This is a genomic window from Sulfitobacter sp. EE-36 (assembly GCF_000152605.1).
GTDB classification, from domain to species: Bacteria; Pseudomonadota; Alphaproteobacteria; order Rhodobacterales; family Rhodobacteraceae; genus Sulfitobacter; species Sulfitobacter pontiacus.
The window spans coordinates 2,325,608-2,350,764 of record NZ_CH959310.1 but is presented as its reverse complement, the minus strand read 5'-3'; the positions used below and the strand labels follow the sequence as shown (position 1 = coordinate 2,350,764).

The following is a 25,157-nucleotide window of genomic DNA, read 5'->3' as shown; positions in this document are numbered from 1 at the left end:
AACGGCACAAGGAAACACATCGGCGCGGGGTCGCGCGCCGAGTTTGAACAAATCTTAGAAGGACAGTGTCATGTCAGCCCTAAAGATCAAAAAAGGCTCCAACAGCCATTCCGCCTATAACCTACGTCCCAATTTCTCGGATGTGATCGAACGCCACACGCTGGCCGTACTGGTCGAGAACGAACCCGGTGTGCTGGCGCGCGTCATCGGTCTGTTTTCGGGCCGTGGATACAACATCGACAGCCTTACCGTGGCAGAGGTTGACCACACAGGCCACCTTAGCCGCATCACCATCGTCACCTCGGGCACGCCGCAGGTGATCGAGCAGATCAAGGCGCAGCTGGGGCGGATTGTGCCAGTACACGACGTGCACGACCTGACCGTCGAAGGCCCCGTGGTCGAGCGTGAGCTTGCGATGTTCAAGGTGAATGGCACCGGCGACAAACGGGTCGAAGCCCTGCGTCTGGCGGATATCTTCCGCGCCAACGTTGTCGATAGCACCTTGGAAACATTCGTGTTCGAGATCACCGGCGCGCCCGAGAAGATTGACGCATTTGCCGAATTGATGCGCCCCTTGGGGCTGGTGTCCGTGGCACGGACGGGTGTGGCAGCCCTGTCGCGCGGCGACTGATACGCTAAGGTGGCAGGCTGAGGTCTGGCCGGCTTCGGCCGGACTAAGCCTGACCGCGGTGGCGGAACTCTACCGGCGGGACGGCTTTTGGGCGGAATGGAAGCACCTCGCCGCCGGTTTGCTTTCGGGTAATGCCCGCGGAATGGCGCAGCAGTTTGTTCGGCAAATCAGCGTCCGCCTTCGATCGCACGACCTTGGGGTTAAGCGCCTTGCGCAATTTGGCCTCGTGGTAGACCTCGAACTGGACCAGATCACCGGCATCGAAACAGCTCGTCGTCTGGTTCACTGTCGCGGGGTCACCTTGGAAATACGCAAGGTCGCCGTGATCCTCGCACCAGAACACAGCTTTGTTGGATCGGGCATCGCTCCAAAGTACCACACCGTACATTTAACTGTTCCTTCCAGATGCTTGCAGACATGAGAGATAATCATGTCATTTTTACAAATTGTCGATTTTTTTACGAAATCATTTTGTGTCGCGCGCACCGAAATTTGACGCTGATTAGCGTCATTACACAGCCCTATATTGCAAATCTCCTTGCAAATTCGTTCAAAGGTTGTGAAGTTTAGTTCAATTAATTTTAACGGACTGATTTCATGACGAACCCCGCCGATATCAGGACAATTTTCGGGTCAAATTTAAAAAAACTTTCAGTAGGTTACCCCTCCATCACTTACCTCGCGCAGGAACTGGGGATCAATCGCACGCAGTTCAATCGATATCTATCGGGTGAAAGCTTTCCGCGCCCCGATATTCTGGACCGGATGTGCAAGTTTTTCGACGTTGATGCGCGTGTCCTTCTGGAGCCCTTGGAAGAGATCAAGAAGATCGAACCCACCCCCCCGGATTTCATGGGCGACTTCATCGTTTCGGGCGCGCTGGACCTGCCCGAAGCCACGTTTCCCAGCGGTTTCTACCGGTTCTCGCGTCGCAGTTTTCTTTACCCCGAGAAATTCGCCTTGGGATTGGTTATGGTGTTTCGCAGTGGCCGGCATACATATCTGCGCGGCTACGAGGCCCCTCACGCCATGCGCATCCAAAGCCTACCCACCCATTCGGAATTGCGCGAATATCGCGGCGTGGTGCTGCAGCAGGAAGAAGGCATCGCCATTATCGCCTCGCGGCGCGGCGCGATGACCTCTTCGTTCAACTATCTGGGGCGGATCGCGTCGTTCAACAATAATTTCTGGGTCGGATACATCACCCGCACGGTGCCGGAAAATTCGATCGGGTTGCGGGCGACGCGGCTGGTCTATGAATACCTGCCGCAAACCCCGTCGGCCGTGTTGCAGGCCGCCCGCTTGAAGGGGCTGTGCGAGGCAAGCGATCTTGAACCCTTTCACCGCCACCTTCTGCGCACCGAATTCGCCTTTGAATGACCGCTACGCCAGCGGCGGCGGGCGCATCTGGGGCCACTGCGTTGCCGCGTGCCACTGCTGCGCCAGTTGAAGCAGCGCCGTATCGCTGCCCCGCGGTCCGATCATCTGTAGCCCCGCAGGCAGCCCCTCTGCGCCGAAACCGGCGGGGATGTTGACAACCGGCAGCCCCACCAGACCGGCGGGCACCACGACCTGCATCCAGCGGTGATAGGTATCCATGTCCCGTCCGGCGATCTGTGTCGGATGCTCCTGATCCACGTCAAAGGGCCAAAGCTGCGCCGAGGGCAGCACCAGCACGTCAACCTCGTCAAACAGCGCGGTGACACGGCGATACCAGTCCGACCGCGTCAGGCTGGCTTGCTGCACCTCCTGCCCCGTGAACCCGAGCCCGCGCTCGATCTCCCATTGGGCGGCGGGCTTGAGTTTGTCGCGGGTTTCCGGATCGCGGTAGAGCGCGCCCAATCCGGCAGCAACGGCAAAAGACCGCAGCGTGGTCCAGCTGTCCCACATCGCGTCTGCGTCAAAGGGGGCTGGCACATGGGTCACCCGATGCCCCAGGGCGGCCAGTTGATCCAGGGCCGCTTTGCTCACGTCCTCGATCCCGTCTTCATAGGCATAGGCCCCGCCCCAATCGCCCAGCCACCCGATACGGCGCGCGGGCGACGGGGTGTCCATCTGCGGCAAGCTTGGGCCGGGTGACAGGCCGAGGGGTTGTTTGGGGTCCTCTCCGGTCATCGTGTCCAGCAAGGCCGCCAGATCGCGGGGGCAGCGCGCCATCGGGCCTGCCATGCTCAGCTGATGCAGGAACATATCGCCCTCTGGCTCTGCCGGTACTGTGCCCCAGCTGGGGCGCATGCCGTAGACGTTGTTCCAGCCCGCGGGGTTGCGCAGACTGCCCATCATGTCGGAGCCGTCCGCGATGCTCAGCATCCCCGTGGCCAAAGCAGCCGCCGCCCCGCCCGAAGACCCGCCAGCCGAGCGTGTGTGGTCATAGGGGTTCCGCGTCGGGCCGTAGACGGGGTTGAACGTGTGGCTGCCCAACCCGAATTCAGGCGTATTCGTCTTGCCAATGATGATCGCCCCCGCCGCGCGGATGCGGGCGACAAAGACGCTGTCCTTCTGGGCAATCGTTCCGGCGAACAGCGGTGATCCCTTGGCGGTTGGCAAGCCTTCGGCATCGGATAAATCCTTGATCGCAATGGGAATACCGTGCAGCCATCCGACCCGAGGCGTGGCATCGGCCCTATCGGCTTCGGCCAGAAGCTCGGCCCGCGGGCGCAGCGCGACGATGGCGTTGACTGCGCCGTTCACAGCATCGATCCGCTCTAGCGTGGCCTCCATCAAAGCACGCGCCGTCAGGCTGCCGTTCGCCAATGCCTCCGATTGGGCCAAGGCCCCGATGTCTAGTATGTTCATGGCCGAGCCCTCCGTTCGGGGTCATAGAACGGAAGGCCGCCGCGGGATGCAAGAGGCACCGGCAAAACTGCTGCACGAGACAAGGCCGCCCGCGCGTCGTTGCCTGATATTTGGCCTTAGCCTTCTTGCGCCTCGGCGCGGGTCTTGCCCGACACGGCAAGTGCCAGCGCGGCCCCCATCAACCCGTCAAGGTCGCCATCCAGCACCCCTTTGGTATCCGAGGTTTCATAGTTGGTGCGCAGGTCTTTGACCATCTGGTACGGCTGCAGGACGTAAGACCGGATCTGGTTGCCCCAGCCCGCATCGCCCTTGTTTTCATGGGCTTCGTTGATGGCCGCGTTGCGGCGGTCCAGCTCCATCTGATACAGCCGCGATTTCAGCGCCTTCATCGCGATGTCGCGGTTCTGGTGCTGCGATTTCTCAGAGCTGGTAACCACAATGCCGGTGGGGTGGTGCGTGATCCGCACGGCCGAGTCGGTGGTGTTTACGTGCTGACCACCGGCCCCCGAGGACCGATAGGTGTCGATGCGGATGTCGCTGGGGTTGATGTCGATTTCAATGTTGTCGTCCACCACCGGATACACCCAGATAGAGGTAAAGGACGTGTGCCGTTTGGCGGCGCTGTCAAAGGGGCTGATCCGCACCAGACGGTGTACACCGGATTCCGACTTGAGCCAGCCATAGGCATTCGGGCCGCTGATCTTGTAGGTCGCCGATTTGATCCCCGCCTCTTCGCCGGGGCTTTCGGATTGCAGCTCGACCTTATAGCCCTTTTTCTCGGCCCACCGGACATACATGCGCGACAGGATATTGGCCCAGTCACAGCTTTCGGTGCCGCCTGCCCCTGCGTTGATTTCAAGGAAGGTGTCATTCCCGTCGGCCTCGCCGTTCAACAGCGCTTCGAGCTCTTTCTGGGCGGCTGTCTCGGCCAGCTTTTTCAACGCGGTCTCGGCCTCTGCGATGACCTCGTCGTCGCCTTCCATCTCGCCCAATTCGATCAGCTCGATGTTATCGGCCAGCTCTTGTTTGATGCCCTCGTAGGTGGCGATGGAATCGACCAGCGCCTGACGGTCGCGCATCAGTTTTTGCGCCGCATCGGGATCATCCCACAGATTGGGGTCTTCGACACGGGCGTTAAATTCTTCCAGACGGTATGGCGCGGTTTCGACGTCCAGACGCTGTGCCAACAGCTCCAGCGATTTGCTGATCTTATCCGCTGTGTTTTGTGCATCTGCGCGCATGGTATCCTGCCTTTAAATAGATCGCGGCCCCGAATAGCCGGGGCCGCGTTTCAAATAGACCAGCGCCGCAACTTGGGCAAGCGCTGTAGAATGGGGCCGGGCCTAGTACAACCCGCCGGAGCTGATGCTGCCAAAGCTTGCCTTAGGCCCGACACGCGCCTTCTTACCGGTAGAGGTTGTGACCTCGCGCGCGCCGCCGCCGGCTTCTTCGACCAGAGGCAGATCCGCCCCCATCGCAAAGCCACCATCGAAGGTGATCCCGAACAGCGGCTCTTCGCCGTCACGGAAGTATTCGGCCACAACGTTATTACCTGCGGCGCTGTCAGACAGACGTGCACCGGTGAAGCGGTCGATCTTGATGAAGTGACCGCCGGGGGGCACTTCGAAAGGGCCACCGCCGTATTTCTTGATCGCTTCGCTCATGAACCGCTGGAACACAGGGCCACACATCCCCGCCCCATAGGCACGACGCCCCAGCGAGCGCGGGTTGTCAAAACCGATATAGCAGCCCGCCACGATATTGCTTGAGAAGCCGACGAACCAGACGTCTTTGGCGTCGTTGGTGGTGCCGGTCTTGCCCGCGATTGGCACGGGCAGGTTCACCGCCCCACGCGCCGTACCGCGATCCACCACGCCCTTCATCATCGATGTCAACTGGTAGGCCGTGATCGGGTCCATCACCCGTTCACGGTTCGAGATGATGCGCGGCCCCACGCCGGGGGCCAGCGTTTCAAGCTGGCAATCGTTACAGATGCGTTGGTCGTGTTTGTAGACAGTGCGGCCATAACGGTCCTGCACACGGTCCACCAGCGTCGGCTGCACCCGTTCGCCACCATTGGCGAACATCGCATAGGCCGACACCATCTGGTAGAGCGTGGTTTCCTGCGAGCCAAGCGCGTTGGCCAGTACCGGCGAGAGGTTGTCATAGACCCCGAACCGTTCGGCATAGTCGCCAACGGTGTTCATTCCGACCTCTTGCGCCAGACGGATGGTCATGAGGTTCCGCGACTGTTCGATACCCGTCCGCAGGGGCGTCGGCCCGTAGAACTTGTTCGACGAGTTTCGTGGCCGCCACATGCCTTGGGGTGTGTTGATCTCGATCGGGGCATCCACAACGATGGTCGCAGGGGTATAGCCGCTGTCCAATGCCGCGGCATAGACAAAGGGCTTGAAGCTCGACCCCGGCTGGCGTTTCGCCTGTGTCGCACGGTTGAACACCGACGCCTGATAGGAGAAACCGCCCTGCATCGCGATCACGCGCCCTGTGTTCACGTCCATTGCGACAAAGCCGCCCTGCACTTCCGGGATCTGACGCAAAGTCCAGCGGATGAACGACCCGTCACTATCCGCGGTCATGCGGCGCACCAGCACCACGTCGCCGACCTCAAGCAGGTCAGCGGGCACTTGGGCGCGGTTGCCGAGCTTGCCGTTCTCAAGACGTTTGCGCGCCCATTGGACATCCTTGGCGGGGATGAAATGACCGTCTGCGTCCTCATCCACGCCTTCGATCCCGATGCGGGCGGCGTCATTGGTCAGGCTCAACACCACGGCAGGATACCACGGGTTTTCCAGATCAACGTCACGTGGCACACGGGTGTCCGACAGGGCTTCGCGCCAATCCGCCTCGGTGGTCAGCTTTTCGGGCGCGATCTTCTTGCCGGTGCCGCGGTAGATACCGATGCCGCGATCATATTCCTCAAGCTGCTGCTGCAAGGATTGTGCGGCAATGGGCTGCATCTCGTTGTCGATGGTGGCACGCACGGTCAGACCGCCGGTAAAGAATTCGCCCTCGCCGAAGTTCTCGGACAGCTGGCGGCGGATTTCATCGGTAAAGTAATCGCGCGGCGGCAGTTCGGCCTTGAAGCTTTCAAAGTCTCCGTTCTGCACCGACCGTAACGGCTGTGCGACCTCGGTCTCGTAGACGGCGGGGGTGATATAGCCGTTTTCCTTCATCTCGCGCAGCACGAAGTTCCGGCGTGCCAGCAACCGGTCCTTGCGGCGCACGGGATGATAATCAGATGGTGCTTTGGGCAGCGAGGCAAGGAACGCAGCCTCGTGTGGGGCGAGTTCCCCCAATGTCTTGTTGAAATAGGTCTGCGACGCGGCGGCCACACCGTAGGAGTTCTGGCCCAAGAAGATCTCGTTCAGATAAAGTTCAAGGATCTTTTCCTTGGGCAGCGTTTCCTCAAGCCGTGCGGCGAGGATGATTTCCTTGATTTTCCGTTCGGCCCGACGGTCGCCGGACAGAAGAAAGTTCTTCATCACCTGCTGCGTGATGGTCGATGCACCGCGCACGTCCTTGCCCCTTGTGCGCACCGCATCTACGGCCGCCGCCCCGATGCCGCGCAGGTCATAGCCTTCGTGGGTATAGAAATTCTTGTCCTCGGCCGAGATGAAGGCCTGTTTGATCAGCGGCGGGATCGTATTGGCCGGCGCGAACAGGCGACGTTCCTTGGCAAATTCGTCAATCAACCGCCCCTGCCCCGAATAAATCCGGCTGATCGTCGGGGGCGTGTATTGCGCAAGGGATTCGTGGCTGGGCAGATCGCGGCCATACATCCAGAACACCGCGCCGATGGTCAGCGCGACCATACCGATGCTCATGGTGAGGGTGGTAAAAATACCCCCGAAGAAAGACAGGATCAAACGAAACACGGCTGGCAGTTCCTTGCAAGGAGGGTTGGTGACCCGTCTATACGCAACCCTGCGGGAATCGTCAAAACACGATGCAGTGGCCCTGTGCGGTAACCCGCGCAACACCTAGAGGGGCGTTCGGGTGCGGTTTACTGGCGAATCAAGGGCTTGAGCGCGGCATCCGCGTCGCGCCATTTGGCGATGGAATCCGCAATCGCCGACACCATGACCGCCCGCCAGATCGGGTCTCGCAGATTGGCAAGATCACGCTTCGAGCTGAGGAAGCCGATTTCGATCAGGACCGACGGGATGTCAGCCGATTTCAACACCGAAAAGCCCGCATTGCGCAGCGGGTGGCGGTTCATCGGACCGCCGGCGGCTTTCATGCCTTCAACCAGCACTTTAGCGGCGGCGACCGACCGCGGCTCTGTCTCTTGGCGGGCAAGATCAAGCAGCACGCTGGCGACCTCGTCATCCGATCCGGTCAGATCGGCCCCCGCGATAATATCGGCGCGGTTGTGGCGTGCGGCCAGATGGTCGGTGGCAGTATCGCTGGCGTCGTCCGACAGCGTATAGACCGTCGCCCCCTTTGCGCCGCCGTGTTGCAAACTGTCCGCATGGAGCGAGATGAACAGATCGCCTTCGGCCTGATGCGCAATGGCGACGCGGGTTTCAAGCGCGACAAAATGATCCGTGTCACGGGTCATCACCACATCGACCCCATCGCGGACCAATGTATCGCGCAGCGCTTGGGCAAAGGACAGCATCAGGTCTTTCTCCAGGATACCGTCGGTCTCTGCCCCCGGATCAACGCCCCCGTGACCGGGGTCCAGCACCACGCGAAACGGCACCTCTTTCAGGTCGGCAACCGCCTTGGGCGGTGCGGCCAGCGCCATGGTCCACGCCGGATCGACAGGCGCACCGGCGGCGGCGGCAAATTCCTCGGGAGTGGCGGATTTCAAGGCGATTTCAAGCGTGGCGTGACCGGAGCCCTTGTTGACCGGCATCCCGATCTCGCGCGGGATCATCGGTTCGGCCAGATCCGCGACAAGACGCGACCAACCGGGCTGGAACGGGCCGAAGCGCAGACCGGTAATCCGTCCGGGTTCAGGCAGCAGGTCTTTGGTGTTCACACCGCTCCAGTCGGCCTCGCGGAAATCGACCACCAGCCGCGCCGGATCATCCAGCAAGAACACCCGAAACGGCACCCCTTGGCTCAGCCCAAGCGTCAGCGTCGTGCCCCCGAACCAGCCATCCGAGATGGCGCTTTTGGTAGGGTCCACGCGCGCCAGCGCGGTCAGATCCTGCGCGGACGCTGGCAAGGACAGCGCGCAAACCGTTGCGATAATGGGAAGAATACGCATGCCTGTCACCGTTCTGCTCGGGGTGGTTGCGGCAGGTATAGCACCCCGCCGCAACCCGAGCCAGCCTTTCAGCGGGCCGCCATATAGGTCTTGAGCCGCCCCAGCCCCTCGACAATATCCTGGGTGCTGCGCGCATAGGAAAACCGCAGCCAGTGATGCCCGCGCACCGGATCGAAATCGAGCCCCGGGGTCACGGCCACACCCGCCTTGTCCAGAATATCGCGCGCCAATGCGCGGCTGTCATCCGTCAGCTCGGACACATCGGCGTAGACATAGAAGGCCCCGTCGGGCGGCGCGAAACGGGTGAATCCCGCCTCGCGCAGGCCGGTGATCATCATCGCGCGGTTGGCGCGGTAGACATCCATATTCGCCTCAAGCTCATCGATGCAATCCATCGCGGCAAGCGCGGCGACCTGACTGGCGTGGGGGGCGCAGATGAACATGTTTTGCGCGATCCTTTCGACCACCCGCACGTGATCCTCTGGCACAACCATCCAGCCGACACGCCAACCGGTCATAGAGAAATACTTGGAAAACGAATTGATGACATAGACATCATCGGTGATCTCAAGCGCGGTCACGGCCTTTTTCTCGTATTCGATGCCGTGGTAAATCTCGTCCGAGATGAAGGATGCCCCTTGCGCTTTCGTCGCGTCGATCAGCGCGGACATGGCAGCGTGATCCAGCATCGTGCCCGTCGGGTTGCCCGGCGACGCCACCAGCAGCCCCTGCAGGTCCATGCCCGCGAAATCCGCAGGCACCGGCTGCAAGCGGTTGTCAAGCGAGGTGGGCAGATCGACGGGGGCAAGGTCCAGCGCCTTCAGGATCTGGCGGTAGCTGGGATACCCCGGTGCCCCGATGCCCACACGGTCCCCGGTGTCAAAAAGCGAGGTAAACGTCAGGATAAACCCGCCCGAAGACCCAGAGGTGATCACCACGCGGTTCGGGTCCAGATCGACATTGTACCATTCCCCGTACATCCGCGCGATCCGCTGGCGCAGCGCAGACAGCCCCAATGCGACGGTATAGCCAAGCGCGCCCTGCTCCATCGCGGCGGTCAATGCGGTGCTGGCCCCTTTGGGCGCGCCCGTGCCGGGCTGGCCGACCTCCATATGGATGATGTGGCGGCCTTCCGCCTCGGCGGCGGCGGCGGCCTGCATAACATCCATCACGATAAAGGGATCGACCTGAGATCGGGTTGAAATGCGCATGGGCTTGATCCTACTGTTGAGCCCGAACCTTTCACCGCACCCCGCCGGTGCCGTCAACCCTTGTGCGCGCTGGCAAAATCGCGCACCACCCTTGCAACCGGTGCCTGCACCCCTGCGCAACAACAAGCGAGTGACCCTGATGAAAAAGCTGATCGCCCCCGCCCTAGTGGCCCTTTCCCTGACAGCCCCCGCCCATGCGATGGACCTGACCGAACTGACCGATGCAGAACGCGCGCAATTCCGCGCCGAGGTCCGCGCCTATCTGATGGAAAACCCCGAAGTGATCATGGAAGCGGTGAACCAGCTGCAGGCCCGTCAGGCCGAAGCACAGGCGCAGGCGGATTTCACGCTGGTGTCCGACAATGCTGCCGCGATCTTTGACGACGGCTATTCCTATGTCGGGGGCAACCCCGAAGGCGACATGACCATCGTAGAGTTCATGGACTACCGCTGCGGCTACTGCAAAAAAGCGTTCTCCGAGGTTGAAAAACTGGTCAATGGCGACGGCAACATCCGCTTTATCGTGAAAGAACTGCCCATTCTGGGCGAACAATCCATGGTCGCCTCGCGCTTTGCCATCGCGACCAAGATCGTTGCGGGGGACGAGGCCTATAAATCCGTGCATGACGCTTTGATGAGCTTTAACGGCGACATCACCCCGACGTCGCTGGGACGTTTGGCCAGCAGCTTTGATCTGGACGCCGAGGCCATTCAGGAAAAGATGGACAGCGCCGAAGTCACCGCCGAGATCGAAAAGACCCGCGCGCTGGCACAAACGCTGCAGATTTCCGGCACACCGACCTTTGTGATGCAGGACGAACTGCTGCGCGGCTATCTGCCTTACGACCAGATGAAAGCCATTCTGGAAGAAAAACGCGGCTAAGATGCGCTTGGCACTAGCCTGTTGCGTGGCGGCCTTTCCGGTGGCCGCGCAGACCGACTTTGGCGCGCTGACCCATGCAGAACGGCGCGCCTTGGGGGAAGAAGTGCGGGCGTTGCTTCTGGCAGAGCCGGAGCTTGCAGCACCCGCTGTGGCCCCCCGCAACTATGCTGCCGAAGCCTATCAAGAGAAGGCGCAGGCGGATCTCGCGCTTATCTCATCCCTGACAGATCAAGTATTGGCCGGAGCGCCGATTGCGTTGTTTACCGGCGACGACTGCGCAGACTGTGATCGCGCACTGGCGGAATTGGAAGCGATAACATATACATATAGAACCACCTTCACGCATCACATGATGTCTGATCCTGCCAGCGCCGCCCTTGCGGCAGAGCTTGGCATGACCGATCCTCCCTTCTACGTGATGGCAGACCGCATCTTGCGTGGCCATATGCCCGACATCGTGCTGCGGCGGTATCTCGCCCCGTAGCGCCTAGAGAAACCGCTGATGATAGCGCACCATGCGTTTGAAATGCGCATCAAGCGACCGCTTGAGATGCGGGGCCTCTTTCACGTTGAGGATATAATCAACCAGCAAGTCATATTGTTTGATCTGGCGCGGCAGCCGGTTTGACGGGGTCAGGCGCGACTGTCGTTCCTCTTCGTCGATGACCTGCACCACCTGCTTTTCCGGCCAGTCGAACAGCGGCGCATCGGCCACCATCGCCTTGCCGTTCATCAGCGGCAATTCAGCGTCGTAATGGGCAAAGATCGCGCGTTCCAGCGGTTCTACCTCTGCCTTCGTCGCCACCGGCCAGGCCCAGACAAAGGCGATCTCCCACACGTCGATCTGACGGTTGGCAATCACGTCGGACCGCGCCGATGTCAGATGCCGGCGCACCCGCGTGCGGATACCATCAACCGACTGGCCCACATAAATCGGGTTGCCGTCCAGATCGCACAGCGCATAGACGCCGATCTGATTGGTCAGCGCCGCCAGTGCCTTGCCCCGAAACGCCTGCGCCGCGTTCACGCGACGGCCCCCAGCGACTGACGTTCCAGCAGGGGCGCGAACAACACCTCGTCGAGATAGCGTACCACGGGCACGGCGACCCCATCCCCCGCCACGCGGTAGGCGTTGTTGTAGGTGTCGGGCATCTTGTAGCTGTCCGGCAACCCCATCAGCCGCGCCACCTCGCGCGAGGAAACAAGCCGGGCCTTCGTCTGGTTGCCCTTGATAAACATAAGTATTTGCCGCGAGGACCCGCCCGCAGGGGTCCGCAAGCAGCCCGCAATACCGTCGGTGCGCAGCTCTGCCCGTTGGCGGACATTCCCATCCGCATCGGGGCGCCCGCGTTTATAGATTGTGCCCACCACCGTACGCCCCGCTTTACGCGCTACACGCAGCCGTTCAAGGCTGGGGGGCGACATCAGCGTGAGCAGACGGTCGGTATCCGCGGCACTGAACCACGGCATGGTGGCACGCCGTTCAAGCACGCGCTCGAGCGCCTGTTCGTCGGCGGGGGCGTCCCCCAGCTTCCACCAGACCCAGTTGGATCGGACCGGCCGTGCGGCGGAGGCGAGAAATTTTTGCAGCTTCTTGCCGTGAAAGACATGGGACGGTTTTGGCACCGTCAGCCCCGAGATATCGATATCCTCGCGCACGCACACAACGAACAGACGCGGCCGGCTTTGCGGCAGGAAACGCCGCGCGTCGATCTCGAGCGCGCCGACCTTATAGCCAAGCCGCACAAAGGTCGCGAGTACGGTGTTCATATCCGCCCCACCATTGCGCGACACCAGCCCGACGACGTTTTCAAAGGCGATAATACGCGGCGCAAAGCCTGCTTTTATGGCCGTGGCGATCTTGTCGGCCCAATGGGCAAAGACACCGCTGCGCGCGCCGCCCAATCCCCGCCCCTTGCCCGCAAGGCTGAAATCCTGACAAGGGCTCGACGCCCAATACATATCGATCTGACGCGTCAGAAGGTCATCGGGCATGGTCGCGATATCGCCCTGATGCAATGCCGCCTGACCCCAATTCTGGGCATAGACCTTGCATTTCATCGCATCGATATCATTGGCCAGCACGCAATCCCAGCGGTCCTGCAATGCCGCGCGCACCATGCCACCGCCGCAGAAAAACTCGGCGTAAGACGGGGTCTTGGCGGCGTGATCAGGCATATCTATTGATATGGAATACGCAAATATCTGTCGATGGCAAATGCGCCGCTTGGGGCAAAGTCACTCGGCTGCTTGCTCTGCCGCTTGGGTCTCTGCTTCGATGATGGCGGCGCGGGCTTCAACCTGTTCGACGATGTGATCGATCATCGCGTCATTGCCCAGCTTGTGGCTTTGTTTGCCGGCAAGATAGACCATGCCCGACCCGTTGCCCCCGCCGGTAAAGCCCACATCCGTCATCAGCGCCTCACCGGGGCCATTGACGACGCAGCCGATGATGCTCAGGCTCATCGGGGTCTTGATATGCTCCAGCCGTTGTTCCAGCGCCTCGACGGTCTTGATCACGTCAAAGCCCTGCCGTGCGCAGCTGGGGCAGCTGATGATGTTCACACCACGGTGACGCAGGCCAAGGGATTTCAGGATCTCGTAGCCGACCTTGACCTCTTCCACAGGGTCCGCAGACAGGGACACGCGGATCGTGTCACCGATACCCATCCACAATAGATTGCCCAGGCCAATGGCCGATTTGATCGTGCCAGAGGTCAGCCCCCCCGCCTCGGTGATGCCAAGGTGGATCGGAGCATCCGTCGCCTCGGCCAACTGCTGGTAGGCAGCGGCGGCCATAAAGACGTCAGAGGCTTTGCAGCTGATCTTGAATTCGTGGAAATCATTGTCTTGCAGGATCTTGATGTGATCCATCCCGCTTTCGACCATCGCATCGGGGCATGGCTCGCCGTATTTCTCAAGCAGGTGGCGTTCCAGCGACCCCGCGTTGACGCCGATGCGGATCGAACAATTATTGTCCCGCGCGGCTTTGATCACCTCTTTGACGCGCTTTTCATCGCCGATATTACCGGGGTTGATCCGCAAACAAGCGGCCCCCGCCTCGGCGGCTTCGATTCCGCGTTTGTAGTGGAAATGGATATCAGCCACGATCGGCACCGAGACCTCGCGCACGATCTCTTTCAGCGCCTTGGAGCTTTCGACATCCGGCACCGACACACGCACGATATCGGCCCCCACATCGGCAGCGGCCTGAATCTGCGCGATGGTCGCTTTGACATCCGTGGTCAGCGTGTTCGTCATCGTCTGCACCGTGATCGGCGCATCGCCCCCGACCGGCACATTCCCCACCATGATCTGACGGGACTTCCGGCGGTAAATGTTGCGCCACGGGCGAATGTGATTGAGGGACATGCAAAGCTACCTTTGGCAATAAAACAGTCGAAGGGTCTGTCAGGTTCGGTTCGCCCTACACCTATTCAGCCCGTCGCGTTGTTGCAATGGTATCCGGCTTATTCCGTCGGCGAAGTCGCCGCATTCTTCAGCTCGGCCACCATTGTCGCGAGCGCGGAATTCTCTTCCATTACGGCTGGCTCGTAAAGCTCCGCCAGCGCCTGACGGTGCAGCGGCAGGTTCGACGTCACAGCACCCCGATCGCCAACAGGCCCGAAATACTGCCCGTCCATCGCGAAATACAGCGCGCCGGATTCGCCGGTGCGCAGCGTCGGGGGCTCTTCGGTCGCGGGGATATCCCAGCTGTCGCCCTTGTTCATGATGCCTTCAAAGATAACCTTGCCATCTGCGGCGCGTACACGCACCCAAGATGGATAGGCTGCAACCATACGCAACTGCGGCGCGGGCCCTTCGACCACCTGCGGCACGGCACCCGGCAGTACCTCGGGCGAATCCCGTTGGACCACGGTATTCTCTGCGGTGCGCAGCGCATCCCCGACGGAAGGCGAAGGAGAGGTCGAGGCAAAGCTGCCGATACTGCGCGGATCAATCGAGGAAATCGGCGCATCCCGCGCGACCAGAACAGGCACATCCAGTGCGGCAGGACGATAAAGCCGGTCCAGCGCGTCGGAACGTGGCACAGCCATCGCGGTCGGCGCATCGGGGTCTTCGGTCGTTTCGGGGGCGGAGGCAAGTGCGCCTTGCAGCGGATCAAGGTCAGACAGCACAACAGGGGTTTCATCCACCGGAGAGACCTGCACGCGCTGCACTTCTTTCAGCACGCTCCACCCGCCATAGCCAATCCCGCCGATCAAAGCGACGAGCACCAGCAGCGAGCCCAAAGCACCGGGCTCTATTCGCGCCAGAAGGGAATCACCGACGGGTGTGAAGGGCGTCGCAGGGCGGGCAAAAATATCGCTCTCGCCATTGCGGGTCATACGCTCTTCGCGGGTGGGCTTTTTAACAACCGACGCTTTAGAGGACATGCCATGCGCCACGGCAAAACCCGATTCAGCGCAGAAGGCCGCGAACGCCTTGTCTGGATCCATGTTCAGATAGCGCGCATAAGACCGCACGTAACCGGCAATAAATCCAGGTGTATCAAAGGCTTCCGGGTCGGCGTTTTCGATCGCGGCAATGTAGGAGGCTTTGATCCGAAGCTCGCGTTGGACATCCAGCAGGGATTTACCAAGCGTCGCGCGTTCACCGCGCATCAGGTCACCAAGGCGCAAGTCGAACGCGTCGAAACCTTTGGCTTCAACTTGCTCGTTATCTGCCGACTTGGAAGACCACCGCCCAATCATAAAAATGTCCCGTAGCTATGCCCGCTGCCCTTAATCGAAACAACATGTTGATTCGAGATTAAGCTTTTCTTTCGATATCGGTAGCATAAATCAACGGACTATACGAAATATTCGGGGTCACCCCGCCATTTCGGCACGATTCAGCGCACAATGGGACCACAAAGCGTCCATCGCGTGGACCAGCCCTTCGATTTCCAGCGGGCCATGGACGGGCGACGGGGTAAAGCGCAAACGCTCTGTCCCGCGGGGCACGGTGGGGAAGTTGATCGGCTGCACATAGATACCGTGATCCTCCAGCAGGCGATCCGACAGAATCTTGGTGTGTACGGGGTTTCCGACAATCACAGGGACGATATGGCTGCCGTGATCAATGATCGGCAGACCCAATCCCTTGAGCCGCAGTTTCAGCACTTTGGCCTGCTGCTGGTGCTTCTCGCGCAGTTCGGGCGCGGTCTTGAGGTAGGCGACCGAGGCCGCAGCACCGGCGGCAACCGCTGGCGGCAGGGACGTGGTAAAGATGAACCCCGGCGCGTAAGACCGGATGGCGTCGCACATCTTGGCCGAGGCCGCGATATAGCCACCCATCACGCCGTAGGCCTTGGCCAGCGTTCCGTTGATAATATCCAGCCGATGCATCAGGCGATCACGCTCGGCGACCCCTGCCCCACGCGGGCCGTACATCCCCACGGCGTGGACCTCGTCGATATAGGTCAACGCGCCGAATTCATCGGCAATATCGCAAATCGCCTCGATCGGGCCGAAATCGCCATCCATCGAGTAAATAGATTCAAAGGCGATCAGCTTGGGTGCGGCGGGATCATCGGCAGCCATAAGCGCGCGCAGGTGCTCCACATCGTTATGGCGGAAGATACGCTTGGCCCCGCCATTACGGCGAACTCCTTCGATCATCGACGCGTGATTCAGCTCGTCGGAATAGATGATAAGGCCGGGAAACAACTTGGGCAGCGTGCTGAGCGTCGCGTCATTGGCGATATAGGCGCTGGTGAACAGCAAGGCGGCTTCCTTCCCGTGCAGATCCGACAGCTCTTCCTCAAGACGTTTGTGGTAAATCGTGGTGCCCGAGATATTGCGCGTCCCGCCCGACCCTGCACCTGTCGCATCAAGTGCTTCGTGCATCGCGGCCAGAACGACAGGGTTTTGCCCCATCCCTAGGTAATCATTCCCGCACCAGACGGTGATATTCTTCTCTTGCCCGTCGGGTTGGGTCCAGACAGCGTGGGGGAATTGACCATTGCGGCGTTCAATGTCGATGAAGGTGCGGTAGCGACCTTCCTCGTGCAGCCGGTCAATCGCCTGATCAAGCTGTTTGGTATAGTCCATTGCGCCTTGCTCCTTCGTCGGTGGCGGGACCAGCAAAGGCAACCGGATCATTCGCCATATTCGTGCTTTAGAATGAATATAGTTTAGAGCCATTCAATTCAATGCCTTAATAGGAACCGATTGTCGCAGGTGCCGCCCCGGGGCGCATCGCATCGCAGTCGGATGTCGCGCATCGGAAACCTGCACGCTGTCCCGCTTGCGTCAAAGGCCTGATTCTCAAGCGATTCTCACGCGGTATGGCGCGCAAGCTGCGGGCACCTCGGGCGGACCACTGGACACGGCCAAGCGCGCTGATACGGTCGCGGCAATCTTCACCCTGACAGAAAGGTTTACCCCCATGTCCCTACCCGACGTATTGGCACGGATCGATCATGATCTGGATGCGGCCACCGACCGGCTGCTCGATCTGCTGCGCATCCCCTCAATCTCGACTGACCCCGCGTTCAAGGAAGACTGCGACCGCGCCGCCGATTGGCTGGTCGAAGATCTGAACAGCATCGGTATCAAAACCACCAAACGCCCCACCCCCGGTCACCCGATGGTGGTGGGTCATGTGGACGGCCCCGCCGACAAGCCGCATATCCTGTTCTACGGTCACTATGACGTCCAGCCTGTCGATCCGCTGAACCTGTGGCACCGCGATCCCTTTGATCCCGCCGTCGAGGACACTGCAAAAGGCCGCGTGATCCGCGGACGCGGTGCCGCAGATGACAAGGGCCAGCTGATGACCTTTGTCGAGGCGCTGCGCGCGTGGAAAGCGGTCAATGGCGACTTCCCCTGCCGCATGACCTTCTTCTTCGAGGGCGAGGAAGAATCAGGCTCCCCGTCGCTGGTGCCCTTTATGGAAGAGAATGCCGACGAGCTGCGCGCCGATTACGCGATGATCTGCGACACAGGCATGTTCCAGTCCAAGGTGCCATCGATCGTGACGATGCTGCGCGGCTTGATGGGCGAAGAGGTCACCATCACCGGCCCTGATCTTGACCTGCACTCTGGCATGTACGGCGGCGTGTCGATGAACCCCGCGCGCGTCCTGTCCAAGGTCATCGCCTCCCTGCACGATGACACGGGCCGCATCACGGTGCCCGGTTTCTACGACGGGGTGCCAGAACTGCCCGACGATATTCAGGCGCAGTGGCAAGGGCTTGCCTTTGATCATGACAGCTTCCTTGGCGATGTGGGCCTGTCGAAACCCGCCGGCGAACAGGACCGCATGCCGATCGAGATGATCTGGTCGCGCCCCACTTGCGAGGTCAACGGCATGTGGAGCGGATACACAGGTGCCGGTTTCAAGACCGTGCTGCCCTCGCAGGCCCACGCCAAGATCAGCTTCCGTCTGGTGGGCACCCAGGACCCTCACGTCATCCGCGAAAGCTTTCGCAAGATGGTAACCGACATGATACCCGAGGACTGCGAAGCGACGTTCCACGCCCACGGGTCGAGCAAAGGATCGGTCTTCGAGACCACCGCCCCCGCATTCGAAGATGCCCGCAAAGCGCTGACCGATGAATGGAATGTTCCCGCTGCCTATGTCGGATGTGGCGGATCGATTCCCATTGCGGGGCATTTCCAGAAAATTCTGGATACCACGCCGGTGCTGATCGGATTCGGCAAAGACGACGACGCCATCCACTCCCCGAACGAGAAATACGACCTCGAAAGCTTCCACAAGGGAATCCGAAGCTGGGCACGTATTCTGGATGCGATGACGTAAGCAAACGGGCGGGCCTAACGGCCCGCTTTTCCCTTTTTAGGACGAGGTAAATCAGAAATCTAAAAAGGGAGAAGTGGCGCGGTTGACGGGGCTCGAACCCGCGACCCCCGGCGTGACAGGCCGGTACTCTAACCAGCTGAGCTACAACCGCGCAGTAAGGGCGGAATAAGATAACCAGCGCAGAGCGTCAAGCGATTAACCGCAGAAAACTACAAAGAATTTTGGAAATTTTCACCACGGCATTTTGCGCATGAATCAGCACCGGAAATCCCCTGCTCGTGGCGGAAATCACTGGCCTGAACGCACAAGCAAACCACGCCCCGAAGGGCGTGTGCTTGTTATCAAAATATCTGATAAAATGCAGCGGTGGCGCGGTTGACGGGGCTCGAACCCGCGACCCCCGGCGTGACAGGCCGGTACTCTAACCAACTGAGCTACAACCGCCCACTGCGTACTTCGTCGTTGCCGTCGAAGCGTTTGGTGGTGATAGGGTTTGCTCGCGATGGCGTCAAGCGGGGTTTTGCATGGATCGGCAGGAAAATTGAAATTTTCTTTGATCCGCCGTCAGACGCCCTGCCCGACCTACCTTGCGCCCAAGAAAAAACCCGCGCTTTGGGGCGCGGGCTTGGCTTATTTATCGGAGTATGTGCCCCAGACATGATCACTGGGCGCTGGCGGCATATCCTTGGTCTGATGCAGCCGGTGCAAATTCACCTTGGCGATGAAATTGCCGGTAATGGGGGCTGTGACGAACAAGAACGCCATTACCAGAATCTCGTGCAGGGACCCTGTGCCGGAGACGAAGGAATAGATCATCGCCGCCATCAGCAGCGACCCCACGCCCAGTGTCGATGCTTTGGTCGGCGCGTGCAGACGGGACATGCAGTTGTCGAGCTTGATCAGGCCGATGGAACCGACAAGGGTAAAGAACCCGCCCACAATCAGCAGGGCCGAGATGATGATTTCGGGGATTAGGGGTAGATCACTCAATGATATCACCTCGCAGCACAAAGCGCGCGATGGCCACGGTCGACACAAAGCCAAGCATGGCAAAGATCATCGCACTTTCAAAATAGATGTCGGTGCCCAAACGCATCCCCAGCAGGATGATCAGGGCAATCGCATTCACCACCATCGTATCCAGCGACAGGATACGGTCGCCGGTATTGGGGCCTTTCAACAACCGCAGCATCGCCAGAAGTTGCGAGACCGCGACAGCGACAAAGGCGATATTCAGAGCAATCAGAATCATTCGAAAATCTCCTTCAGGCGACGCTCGTAGCGCTGTTTGATATCGTCACGCACCGCGTCAGGGTTTTCAGCATCCAGCGCATGGACCAGCAAAGCTTTCCCGTCTTCAGACACATCCGCCGACACCGTACCGGGCGTGAGGGTGATTGTCCCCGCCAGCATGGTGATCGCCTCGGGGGTGCGCAGTTCTAGCGGGATCACGACCCAGGCGGGGCGCATGTTCTTGTTGGACTTGAACAGGACGATCATCGCAACCACGACGTTGGCGACCAGAATATCCCACATGACCATGATCAGATAGCCCAGAAGCTTGACCGGTTTCGCGACCGGCGGGCGGTCAGGCCAATAGGCCGCGGTGGCAATCGGGATCAGCAGCCCCAGAATGACACCAAAGACAATGGTGCCAAGCTTGATTTCATTGACCAGCAGACACCATGCAATCGCGAGGATCGCCGTCAGCATCGGGTGCGGAAGCAGTCGGGACAACATATCAGTGATCCTTTTCTGGTGCGGCGGCATCCTCTGCGCCGTGGTCCTCTGTCGCATCGGCTGATCCTTCGGCATCGCCGTGGTCATCCTCTGCGTAATGGTCCGTGATCTCTTTACCCGGCGTGGTCAGGACCACCGCAAGATAGCGTTCGGGGTTGAACAGCTGGGCAGCGGTCGCATTCAGCACGCGGGTCATGGGCTCCGCCGCAACGGTCAGCGCGACAAGCAGGGCCAGCAGCCCGCCAATGGCCACCATCGGCAAGACGCCCTGCCCCTCGGCAACGACCGGTGCCTCATCACCCTCGGCTGGCTCTGGGGCGGACTGGTGCGCTTTCCAGAAAATCTGGCTTCCCGCGCGGGAAAAACCGACAACCGCGATCAGCGACCCGACAAGGATCACACCCCAGACCCACCACATCAGATCAGCGCTGCGTGCCGCGTCAAGGATCAGCAGCTTGCCCAGAAAGCCCGAGAGCGGCGGCAGACCGGTCATGGCTATCGCCGCGACAAAGAACATACCCGCGACAAGCGCCCCACCTGCCAGCGGCGGCGCATCGACAAAGGACACCTCGGCCGCGCCGCGACGGCTGCGGATCACGTCGATCAGCAAGAACAGCGCTGCGGCGGCAAAAGTGGAATGGATCGCATAATAAAGGGCGGCGGAAATTCCGGCGGGGGTAAAGACCGACACGGCGGCCAGCAGCATGCCCATCGACCCGATCACCGAGAACGCGACCATGCGGTCGGCTCTTTTGGCCCCCAACACGCCCGCCATACCAAGGGCGACGGTCAGCAGCGCGGCGGGCATCAGCCAGACATCAAACAGCCCCTGCGTGATCTCAAGATCGGGGGGGAAAACCAGCGTGTAGAACCGGATGATACAATAGGCCCCGACCTTGGTCATGATCGCGAAGAGCGCCGCCACAGGAGCCGGTGCCTCGCTATAGCTGGCGGGCAGCCAGAAATGCAGCGGCAGGATCGCGGCCTTGACCGCAAAGACCAGCAGCAACAGCACGGCCGCGACGCGAATACCCGCACCATCGCCCGCATCAAGCGTCGCCACACGCATCGCCAGATCGGCCATGTTCAGCGTGCCTGTCTCGGCATAGATCGTGCCAAGGGCAAAGAGGAACAGGGTCGAGCCCAGCAGGTTATACAGCACATATTGCGTCCCCGCGCGCAGACGCCGTTGCCCGCCCGCGTGGATCATTAACCCGTAAGAGGCGATCAGCAACACTTCGAAGAAAACGAACAGGTTGAAGGCGTCACCCGTCAGGAAGGCCCCCAATATCCCCATAAGCTGGAATTGGAACAGCGGATGAAAATGCCGCCCACGGTTATCCCAGCCCGACCCGATCGCATAAAGCAGCACCGGCAGGGCCAGCACACAGGTCAGCAGGACCATGAGCGTCGACAGACGATCCGCGACCAGTACGATACCGAAAGGTGCCGCCCAGCTGCCAAGCTGGTACAAGCTGACCGTCCCGTCAGAGGCCTGCCAGAACAGCCCAAGCGCCAGTGCCAGCAACCCCAGCGTGCCCGTAAGGGACAGCACCCGTTGGATCAGCAGGTGATAGCGCGCGGCCAGCACCATGAACGCCGCCAGCATGGCTGGCAGAACGATCGGAAGAATAAGCCAATGGGTCATGCCGGGCCTCCTCCGCGTGGGGAGGGTTCTGCGGTATCGGCTCCGGCCAGCGTGTCGGGTTCGTTGACCAGATCATCGCCCGCGCTGAGGTAGGACCCGACCGCGATCATCACGACCACGGCTGTCATCCCAAAGGAGATCACGATCGCCGTCAGCACCAGCGCTTGGGGCAGCGGATCGGTATAGACCTCGACCCCGTCGCGCAGGATCGGCGGGGCGTTCAACGCCAGCCGCCCGGAGGCGAACAGGAATACATTGACCGCATAGCTGATCAGCGAGGTGCCGATGATCACGGGAAAGGTACGCAGACGCAGGATCAAATAGATCCCGGCAGCAGTGAGAACGCCAATGGCGGACGCGACTAAAAGCTCCATATCAGGTCTCCGTCTCGGTTTTCGGTTCATCCCGTGACGGGTCGATATCCATTGCGTGTTCGCTTTCCTCGATGCCGGCGCGACGGCCCAAGCGCGAGAAGCTTTCCAGCGACAGCATCACCGCGCCGACGACGGCGAGGAAGACCCCAAGGTCAAAGCCCATAGCGGTGGCGAGCTCGAATTTCTCCATCGGGGGGATGCGGAAGTAGCCAAAGGCAGAGGACAGGAACGGCGCACCGGCAAACCACGCACCGATACCGGTCAGACCAGCGCAAAGCACCCCTGCCCCGATGATCCCGTGGTAATGATAGCGCTGGCGCTTGTCCGCCCAGGCAAAGCCGCTGGCCATATATTGCATCACGACCGCGATCGCGACCACCAGACCGGCGACAAAACCACCGCCCGGTTCGTTGTGACCGCGCAGGAAGATATAGACACCGACCAGCAGAACGACAGGCATCAACACGCGTGTCAGCACCACCATCATCAGCGGATGCGCATCGCCTGCGCGCTCTTCCTCATAGCCACGGTTCAGCAGACGCGCGCGCACAGGGCCGGACATCAGCGCCTCTGTCAGCGCATAGATGACCAGCGCGGCGATCCCCAGAACGATGATCTCGCCAAAGGTGTCGAAGCCACGGAAATCCACGAGGATCACGTTGACCACATTGGTGCCGCCGCCGCCTTTGTAGGAATTGGCAAGGTGGTAGTCAGCGATAGAGGCAATCGGGAAATCCGACATCAGGATCGAATAGATCAGGCCGGCTGCCGCCAGCCCTGCCACAACCGATACCACGATATCACGGCTGCGGTGCAGAATGGTGCTTTCCTTAGGTGTGCTGTTGGGCATGAAGTTGAGCGCCAGCAACAACAGGACAATCGTCACCACCTCGACCGAGATCTGCGTGAGCGCCAGATCGGGGGCCGAGAAATAGTTGAACCCGACCGATACCATCAAGCCGATGATCCCCATCAGGATCAGAACCGCCAGACGGTTGCGATGTACCGTCACGAGGAAACCCGTCGCGATCATCAGCATCAGCCAACCGGCAAAGCCGACGGGCGTGATGGGCAGCATCTCGCGCGCGGGGGCGCCATCGGTGCCGGTAAACCACGCATGGGCCCCGATGGCGACGACGGCGGTCACGAAGACGGCGGCGTAGCGGGTAAAGGACCCGTTGTGCAGACGCTCCGATACCAGACCGGCAAGACCCACGGCCGCGGCGATGATACGGTCAAAGATGTCCTTGGCCTCGGGGCGCGGTGTGGCGGCCCAAAGACGCGCCAGCGGGCCGAAGGCGGCGAGCAGCAGCAAACCACCCACCACAGCAATCGCCGACATGCCGAGCGCGGGCACGAAGCCGTGCCACAGCTTGATATGCGCGCTTGGCATCTCGGCAGCAGAGCCGATGACCGCTTGGGTCACGGTGCGCACAAAGGGTTCCGCCAGAAACGGTGCCATACCGATGACGATCACGGGGATGATCAGCAAGGCGGGGGAAATCCACAGGCCAAACTCGGGATCGTGGGGTTTGGCGGGGTAATCGTTCCGCTCTTTGCCCAGGAAGGTATGCGCAATAAACCGGAAGCTATACGCGGCCGAGAAAAGCGCCCCCAGCGTCGCCACTGCCGCCACCAGATAGGGCGAGCCGAACAGCGTGGTGTGCAGCGCCTCTTCCAGCATCATCTCTTTTGACAAGAACCCGTTCAGCAACGGGATACCCGCCATCGACAATGCGGCCAACGTGGCAATCGCGAAGGTGATCGGCATCAGACGGCGCAAGCCCCCCAGTCGGGTCATATCGCGGGTATGCACCGCGTGATCCACGATGCCGGCGCTCATGAACAAGGCGGCCTTAAAGCTCGCGTGGTTCAGAATGTGAAACACCGCCGCCATCGCCCCAAATGAGGTGCCCGTGCCCAGCAGGAAGGTGATCAGCCCCAGATGCGACACAGTGGAAAACGCCAGCAGCGCCTTGAGGTCATTTTTGAAAATCGCGATCAGCGCGCCAAGCACCATCGTGATCAACCCGGCAGAGCAGACCAGCACGATCCAGATTTCAGTGCCCGACAGCACCGGCCACATGCGCGCCATCAGGAACAACCCCGCCTTCACCATCGTGGCAGAGTGCAGATAGGCCGACACAGGCGTCGGGGCCGCCATCGCGTGCGGCAGCCAGAAGTGAAAAGGGAACTGCGCGGATTTGGTGAAACAGCCCAGCAGGATCAGGATCAGCGCAGGCAGATACAACGGCGACGCTTGAATAAGCTCGCGGTTCTCAAGGATCACGGTCAGGTCATAGCTGCCCACGATCTGCCCCAGTAGCAGCATGCCACCGATCATCGCCAGACCGCCCATCCCCGTCACGGTCAACGCCATCCGCGCGCCTTGGCGCCCTTCGGGCAGATGCTTCCAGAACCCGATCAGCAGGAAGGACGACAGCGACGTCAGCTCCCAGAAAATGAGCAACATCAAGATGTTATCCGAAAGAACAATCCCGACCATCGCGCCTTGGAACAGCAGCAAATAGGTGAAGAACGCGCCCATATTGTCGTCACGCGACAGATAGAACCGCGCATAAAGGATGATCAGCATCCCGATCCCAAGGATCAGCCCCGCGAACATCAACCCCAGCGGGTCGAGGAACAGGTTCACGTTCAACCCCAGCTGCGGCAGCCACGAGAGGCTGGCGGTCACGACCTCGCCTGCAAGAACGGCCGGTGCATGTGTCGCAAGGCCGATCGCGGCGCAGGCCGTCACCAGAAAGGTCACCAAAAAGCAGCTTTGACGGCCTGCCTGATACATCAGGCCGGGCAGCAAGGCGCCAAGAAACGGGAGGGCTATAATCAGGAACAAAGACATGG

The 25,157-nt window shown here is 60.6% G+C and carries 22 protein-coding genes and 2 tRNA genes; 5 read left to right on the top strand and 19 right to left on the bottom strand.

Annotation, left to right across the window (positions count from 1 at the left end):
- Positions 1-70: 70 nt before the first annotated feature.
- Positions 71-631 (top strand): acetolactate synthase small subunit, encoded by a 561-nt coding sequence (ilvN, locus tag EE36_RS13980; protein WP_005853297.1) that lies wholly within the window; start codon positions 71-73, stop codon positions 629-631.
- A 43-nt stretch (positions 632-674) separates the two neighbouring features.
- On the opposite strand, the gene EE36_RS13975 is transcribed toward ilvN, so the two are convergent.
- Positions 675-1,019 carry a hypothetical protein gene (locus EE36_RS13975; RefSeq protein WP_005853295.1) on the bottom strand — a complete coding sequence of 115 codons (345 nt, stop codon included), beginning with the start codon at positions 1,017-1,019 and terminating at the stop codon, positions 675-677.
- A gap of 209 nt (positions 1,020-1,228) precedes the next feature.
- Here EE36_RS13975 and EE36_RS13970 point away from each other — a divergent pair, with 209 nt between their 5' ends.
- A complete protein-coding gene (locus tag EE36_RS13970; RefSeq protein ID WP_005853292.1) occupies positions 1,229-2,011 on the top strand; it encodes a helix-turn-helix domain-containing protein in 783 nt (260 codons plus the stop codon).
- Between the two features lie 3 nt (positions 2,012-2,014).
- Here the strand turns inward: EE36_RS13970 and EE36_RS13965 are convergent, their stop codons facing one another.
- From EE36_RS13965 to EE36_RS13945, 5 genes are all read right to left on the bottom strand, one after another.
- Positions 2,015-3,427 carry an amidase gene (locus tag EE36_RS13965; protein WP_005853291.1) on the bottom strand — a complete coding sequence of 471 codons (1,413 nt, stop codon included), beginning with the start codon at positions 3,425-3,427 and terminating at the stop codon, positions 2,015-2,017.
- Between the two features lie 116 nt (positions 3,428-3,543).
- The gene (prfB, locus tag EE36_RS13960) at positions 3,544-4,668 is read right to left on the bottom strand and encodes a peptide chain release factor 2 (RefSeq protein WP_005853284.1); all 1,125 of its coding nucleotides are present in this window, start codon (positions 4,666-4,668) and stop codon (positions 3,544-3,546) included.
- A 102-nt stretch (positions 4,669-4,770) separates the two neighbouring features.
- Positions 4,771-7,323, bottom strand: a complete 2,553-nt coding sequence (locus EE36_RS13955) for a penicillin-binding protein 1A (protein ID WP_005853282.1) — start codon at positions 7,321-7,323, stop codon at positions 4,771-4,773.
- 128 nt (positions 7,324-7,451) lie between these two features.
- Positions 7,452-8,666 carry an N-acetylmuramoyl-L-alanine amidase gene (locus tag EE36_RS13950; protein WP_005853281.1) on the bottom strand — a complete coding sequence of 405 codons (1,215 nt, stop codon included), beginning with the start codon at positions 8,664-8,666 and terminating at the stop codon, positions 7,452-7,454.
- A 68-nt stretch (positions 8,667-8,734) separates the two neighbouring features.
- Positions 8,735-9,877, bottom strand: a complete 1,143-nt coding sequence (locus tag EE36_RS13945) for a pyridoxal phosphate-dependent aminotransferase (protein ID WP_005853280.1) — start codon at positions 9,875-9,877, stop codon at positions 8,735-8,737.
- Positions 9,878-10,016: 139 nt separating this feature from the next.
- Here EE36_RS13945 and EE36_RS13940 point away from each other — a divergent pair, with 139 nt between their 5' ends.
- Together EE36_RS13940 and EE36_RS13935 are read left to right on the top strand one after the other, a co-directional pair.
- Complete coding sequence (locus tag EE36_RS13940) at positions 10,017-10,760, top strand: DsbA family protein (protein ID WP_009826938.1); 744 nt, start codon at positions 10,017-10,019, stop codon at positions 10,758-10,760.
- Position 10,761: 1 nt separating this feature from the next.
- Entirely contained in the window at positions 10,762-11,244 is a 483-nt protein-coding gene (locus tag EE36_RS13935; RefSeq protein WP_005853276.1) for a hypothetical protein, read from the top strand.
- Positions 11,245-11,247: 3 nt separating this feature from the next.
- Here the strand turns inward: EE36_RS13935 and EE36_RS13930 are convergent, their stop codons facing one another.
- The 5 genes from EE36_RS13930 to hemA all read right to left on the bottom strand — a co-directional run bounded on the left by EE36_RS13930 (position 11,248) and on the right by hemA (position 16,816).
- Positions 11,248-11,787: a GIY-YIG nuclease family protein gene (locus EE36_RS13930; RefSeq protein WP_005853274.1), complete on the bottom strand. Its 540-nt coding sequence runs from the start codon at positions 11,785-11,787 to the stop codon at positions 11,248-11,250.
- Entirely contained in the window at positions 11,784-12,938 is a 1,155-nt protein-coding gene (locus tag EE36_RS13925; RefSeq protein WP_005853272.1) for a DNA cytosine methyltransferase, read from the bottom strand. Before EE36_RS13925 ends, EE36_RS13930 begins: the two co-directional genes overlap by 4 nt.
- A 60-nt stretch (positions 12,939-12,998) precedes the next feature.
- Entirely contained in the window at positions 12,999-14,132 is a 1,134-nt protein-coding gene (ispG, locus tag EE36_RS13920; protein ID WP_005853271.1) for a flavodoxin-dependent (E)-4-hydroxy-3-methylbut-2-enyl-diphosphate synthase, read from the bottom strand.
- 98 nt (positions 14,133-14,230) lie between these two features.
- The gene (locus EE36_RS13915) at positions 14,231-15,475 is read right to left on the bottom strand and encodes a helix-turn-helix domain-containing protein (RefSeq protein ID WP_005853270.1); all 1,245 of its coding nucleotides are present in this window, start codon (positions 15,473-15,475) and stop codon (positions 14,231-14,233) included.
- 117 nt (positions 15,476-15,592) lie between these two features.
- Positions 15,593-16,816 carry a 5-aminolevulinate synthase gene (gene hemA, locus EE36_RS13910; RefSeq protein ID WP_005853267.1) on the bottom strand — a complete coding sequence of 408 codons (1,224 nt, stop codon included), beginning with the start codon at positions 16,814-16,816 and terminating at the stop codon, positions 15,593-15,595.
- Positions 16,817-17,153: 337 nt separating this feature from the next.
- Here hemA and EE36_RS13905 point away from each other — a divergent pair, with 337 nt between their 5' ends.
- On the top strand, positions 17,154-18,530 hold the full coding sequence (locus tag EE36_RS13905) for a M20/M25/M40 family metallo-hydrolase (protein ID WP_005853265.1): 1,377 nt from the start codon (positions 17,154-17,156) through the stop codon (positions 18,528-18,530).
- A gap of 74 nt (positions 18,531-18,604) precedes the next feature.
- On the opposite strand, the gene EE36_RS13900 is transcribed toward EE36_RS13905, so the two are convergent.
- From EE36_RS13900 to EE36_RS13865, 8 genes are all read right to left on the bottom strand, one after another.
- Positions 18,605-18,681: transfer RNA gene (locus tag EE36_RS13900), tRNA-Asp, on the bottom strand.
- A 216-nt stretch (positions 18,682-18,897) separates the two neighbouring features.
- Positions 18,898-18,974, bottom strand: a tRNA-Asp gene (locus tag EE36_RS13895).
- 186 nt (positions 18,975-19,160) lie between these two features.
- Positions 19,161-19,520, bottom strand: a complete 360-nt coding sequence (locus tag EE36_RS13890; RefSeq protein ID WP_005853264.1) for a Na+/H+ antiporter subunit G — start codon at positions 19,518-19,520, stop codon at positions 19,161-19,163.
- Positions 19,513-19,782, bottom strand: a complete 270-nt coding sequence (locus EE36_RS13885) for a K+/H+ antiporter subunit F (RefSeq protein ID WP_005853262.1) — start codon at positions 19,780-19,782, stop codon at positions 19,513-19,515. The genes EE36_RS13890 and EE36_RS13885 overlap by 8 nt, the downstream gene beginning before the upstream one ends.
- Positions 19,779-20,270, bottom strand: a complete 492-nt coding sequence (locus EE36_RS13880; protein WP_005853260.1) for a Na+/H+ antiporter subunit E — start codon at positions 20,268-20,270, stop codon at positions 19,779-19,781. The genes EE36_RS13885 and EE36_RS13880 overlap by 4 nt, the downstream gene beginning before the upstream one ends.
- Position 20,271: 1 nt before the next feature.
- On the bottom strand, positions 20,272-21,918 hold the full coding sequence (locus EE36_RS13875) for a monovalent cation/H+ antiporter subunit D (RefSeq protein WP_005853258.1): 1,647 nt from the start codon (positions 21,916-21,918) through the stop codon (positions 20,272-20,274).
- Positions 21,915-22,292, bottom strand: coding sequence for a Na+/H+ antiporter subunit C (locus EE36_RS13870; RefSeq protein WP_005853256.1), 378 nt, complete (start codon positions 22,290-22,292; stop codon positions 21,915-21,917). Before EE36_RS13870 ends, EE36_RS13875 begins: the two co-directional genes overlap by 4 nt.
- Position 22,293: 1 nt before the next feature.
- Positions 22,294-25,155: a monovalent cation/H+ antiporter subunit A gene (locus EE36_RS13865; RefSeq protein ID WP_005853255.1), complete on the bottom strand. Its 2,862-nt coding sequence runs from the start codon at positions 25,153-25,155 to the stop codon at positions 22,294-22,296.
- Positions 25,156-25,157 lie beyond the last annotated feature (2 nt).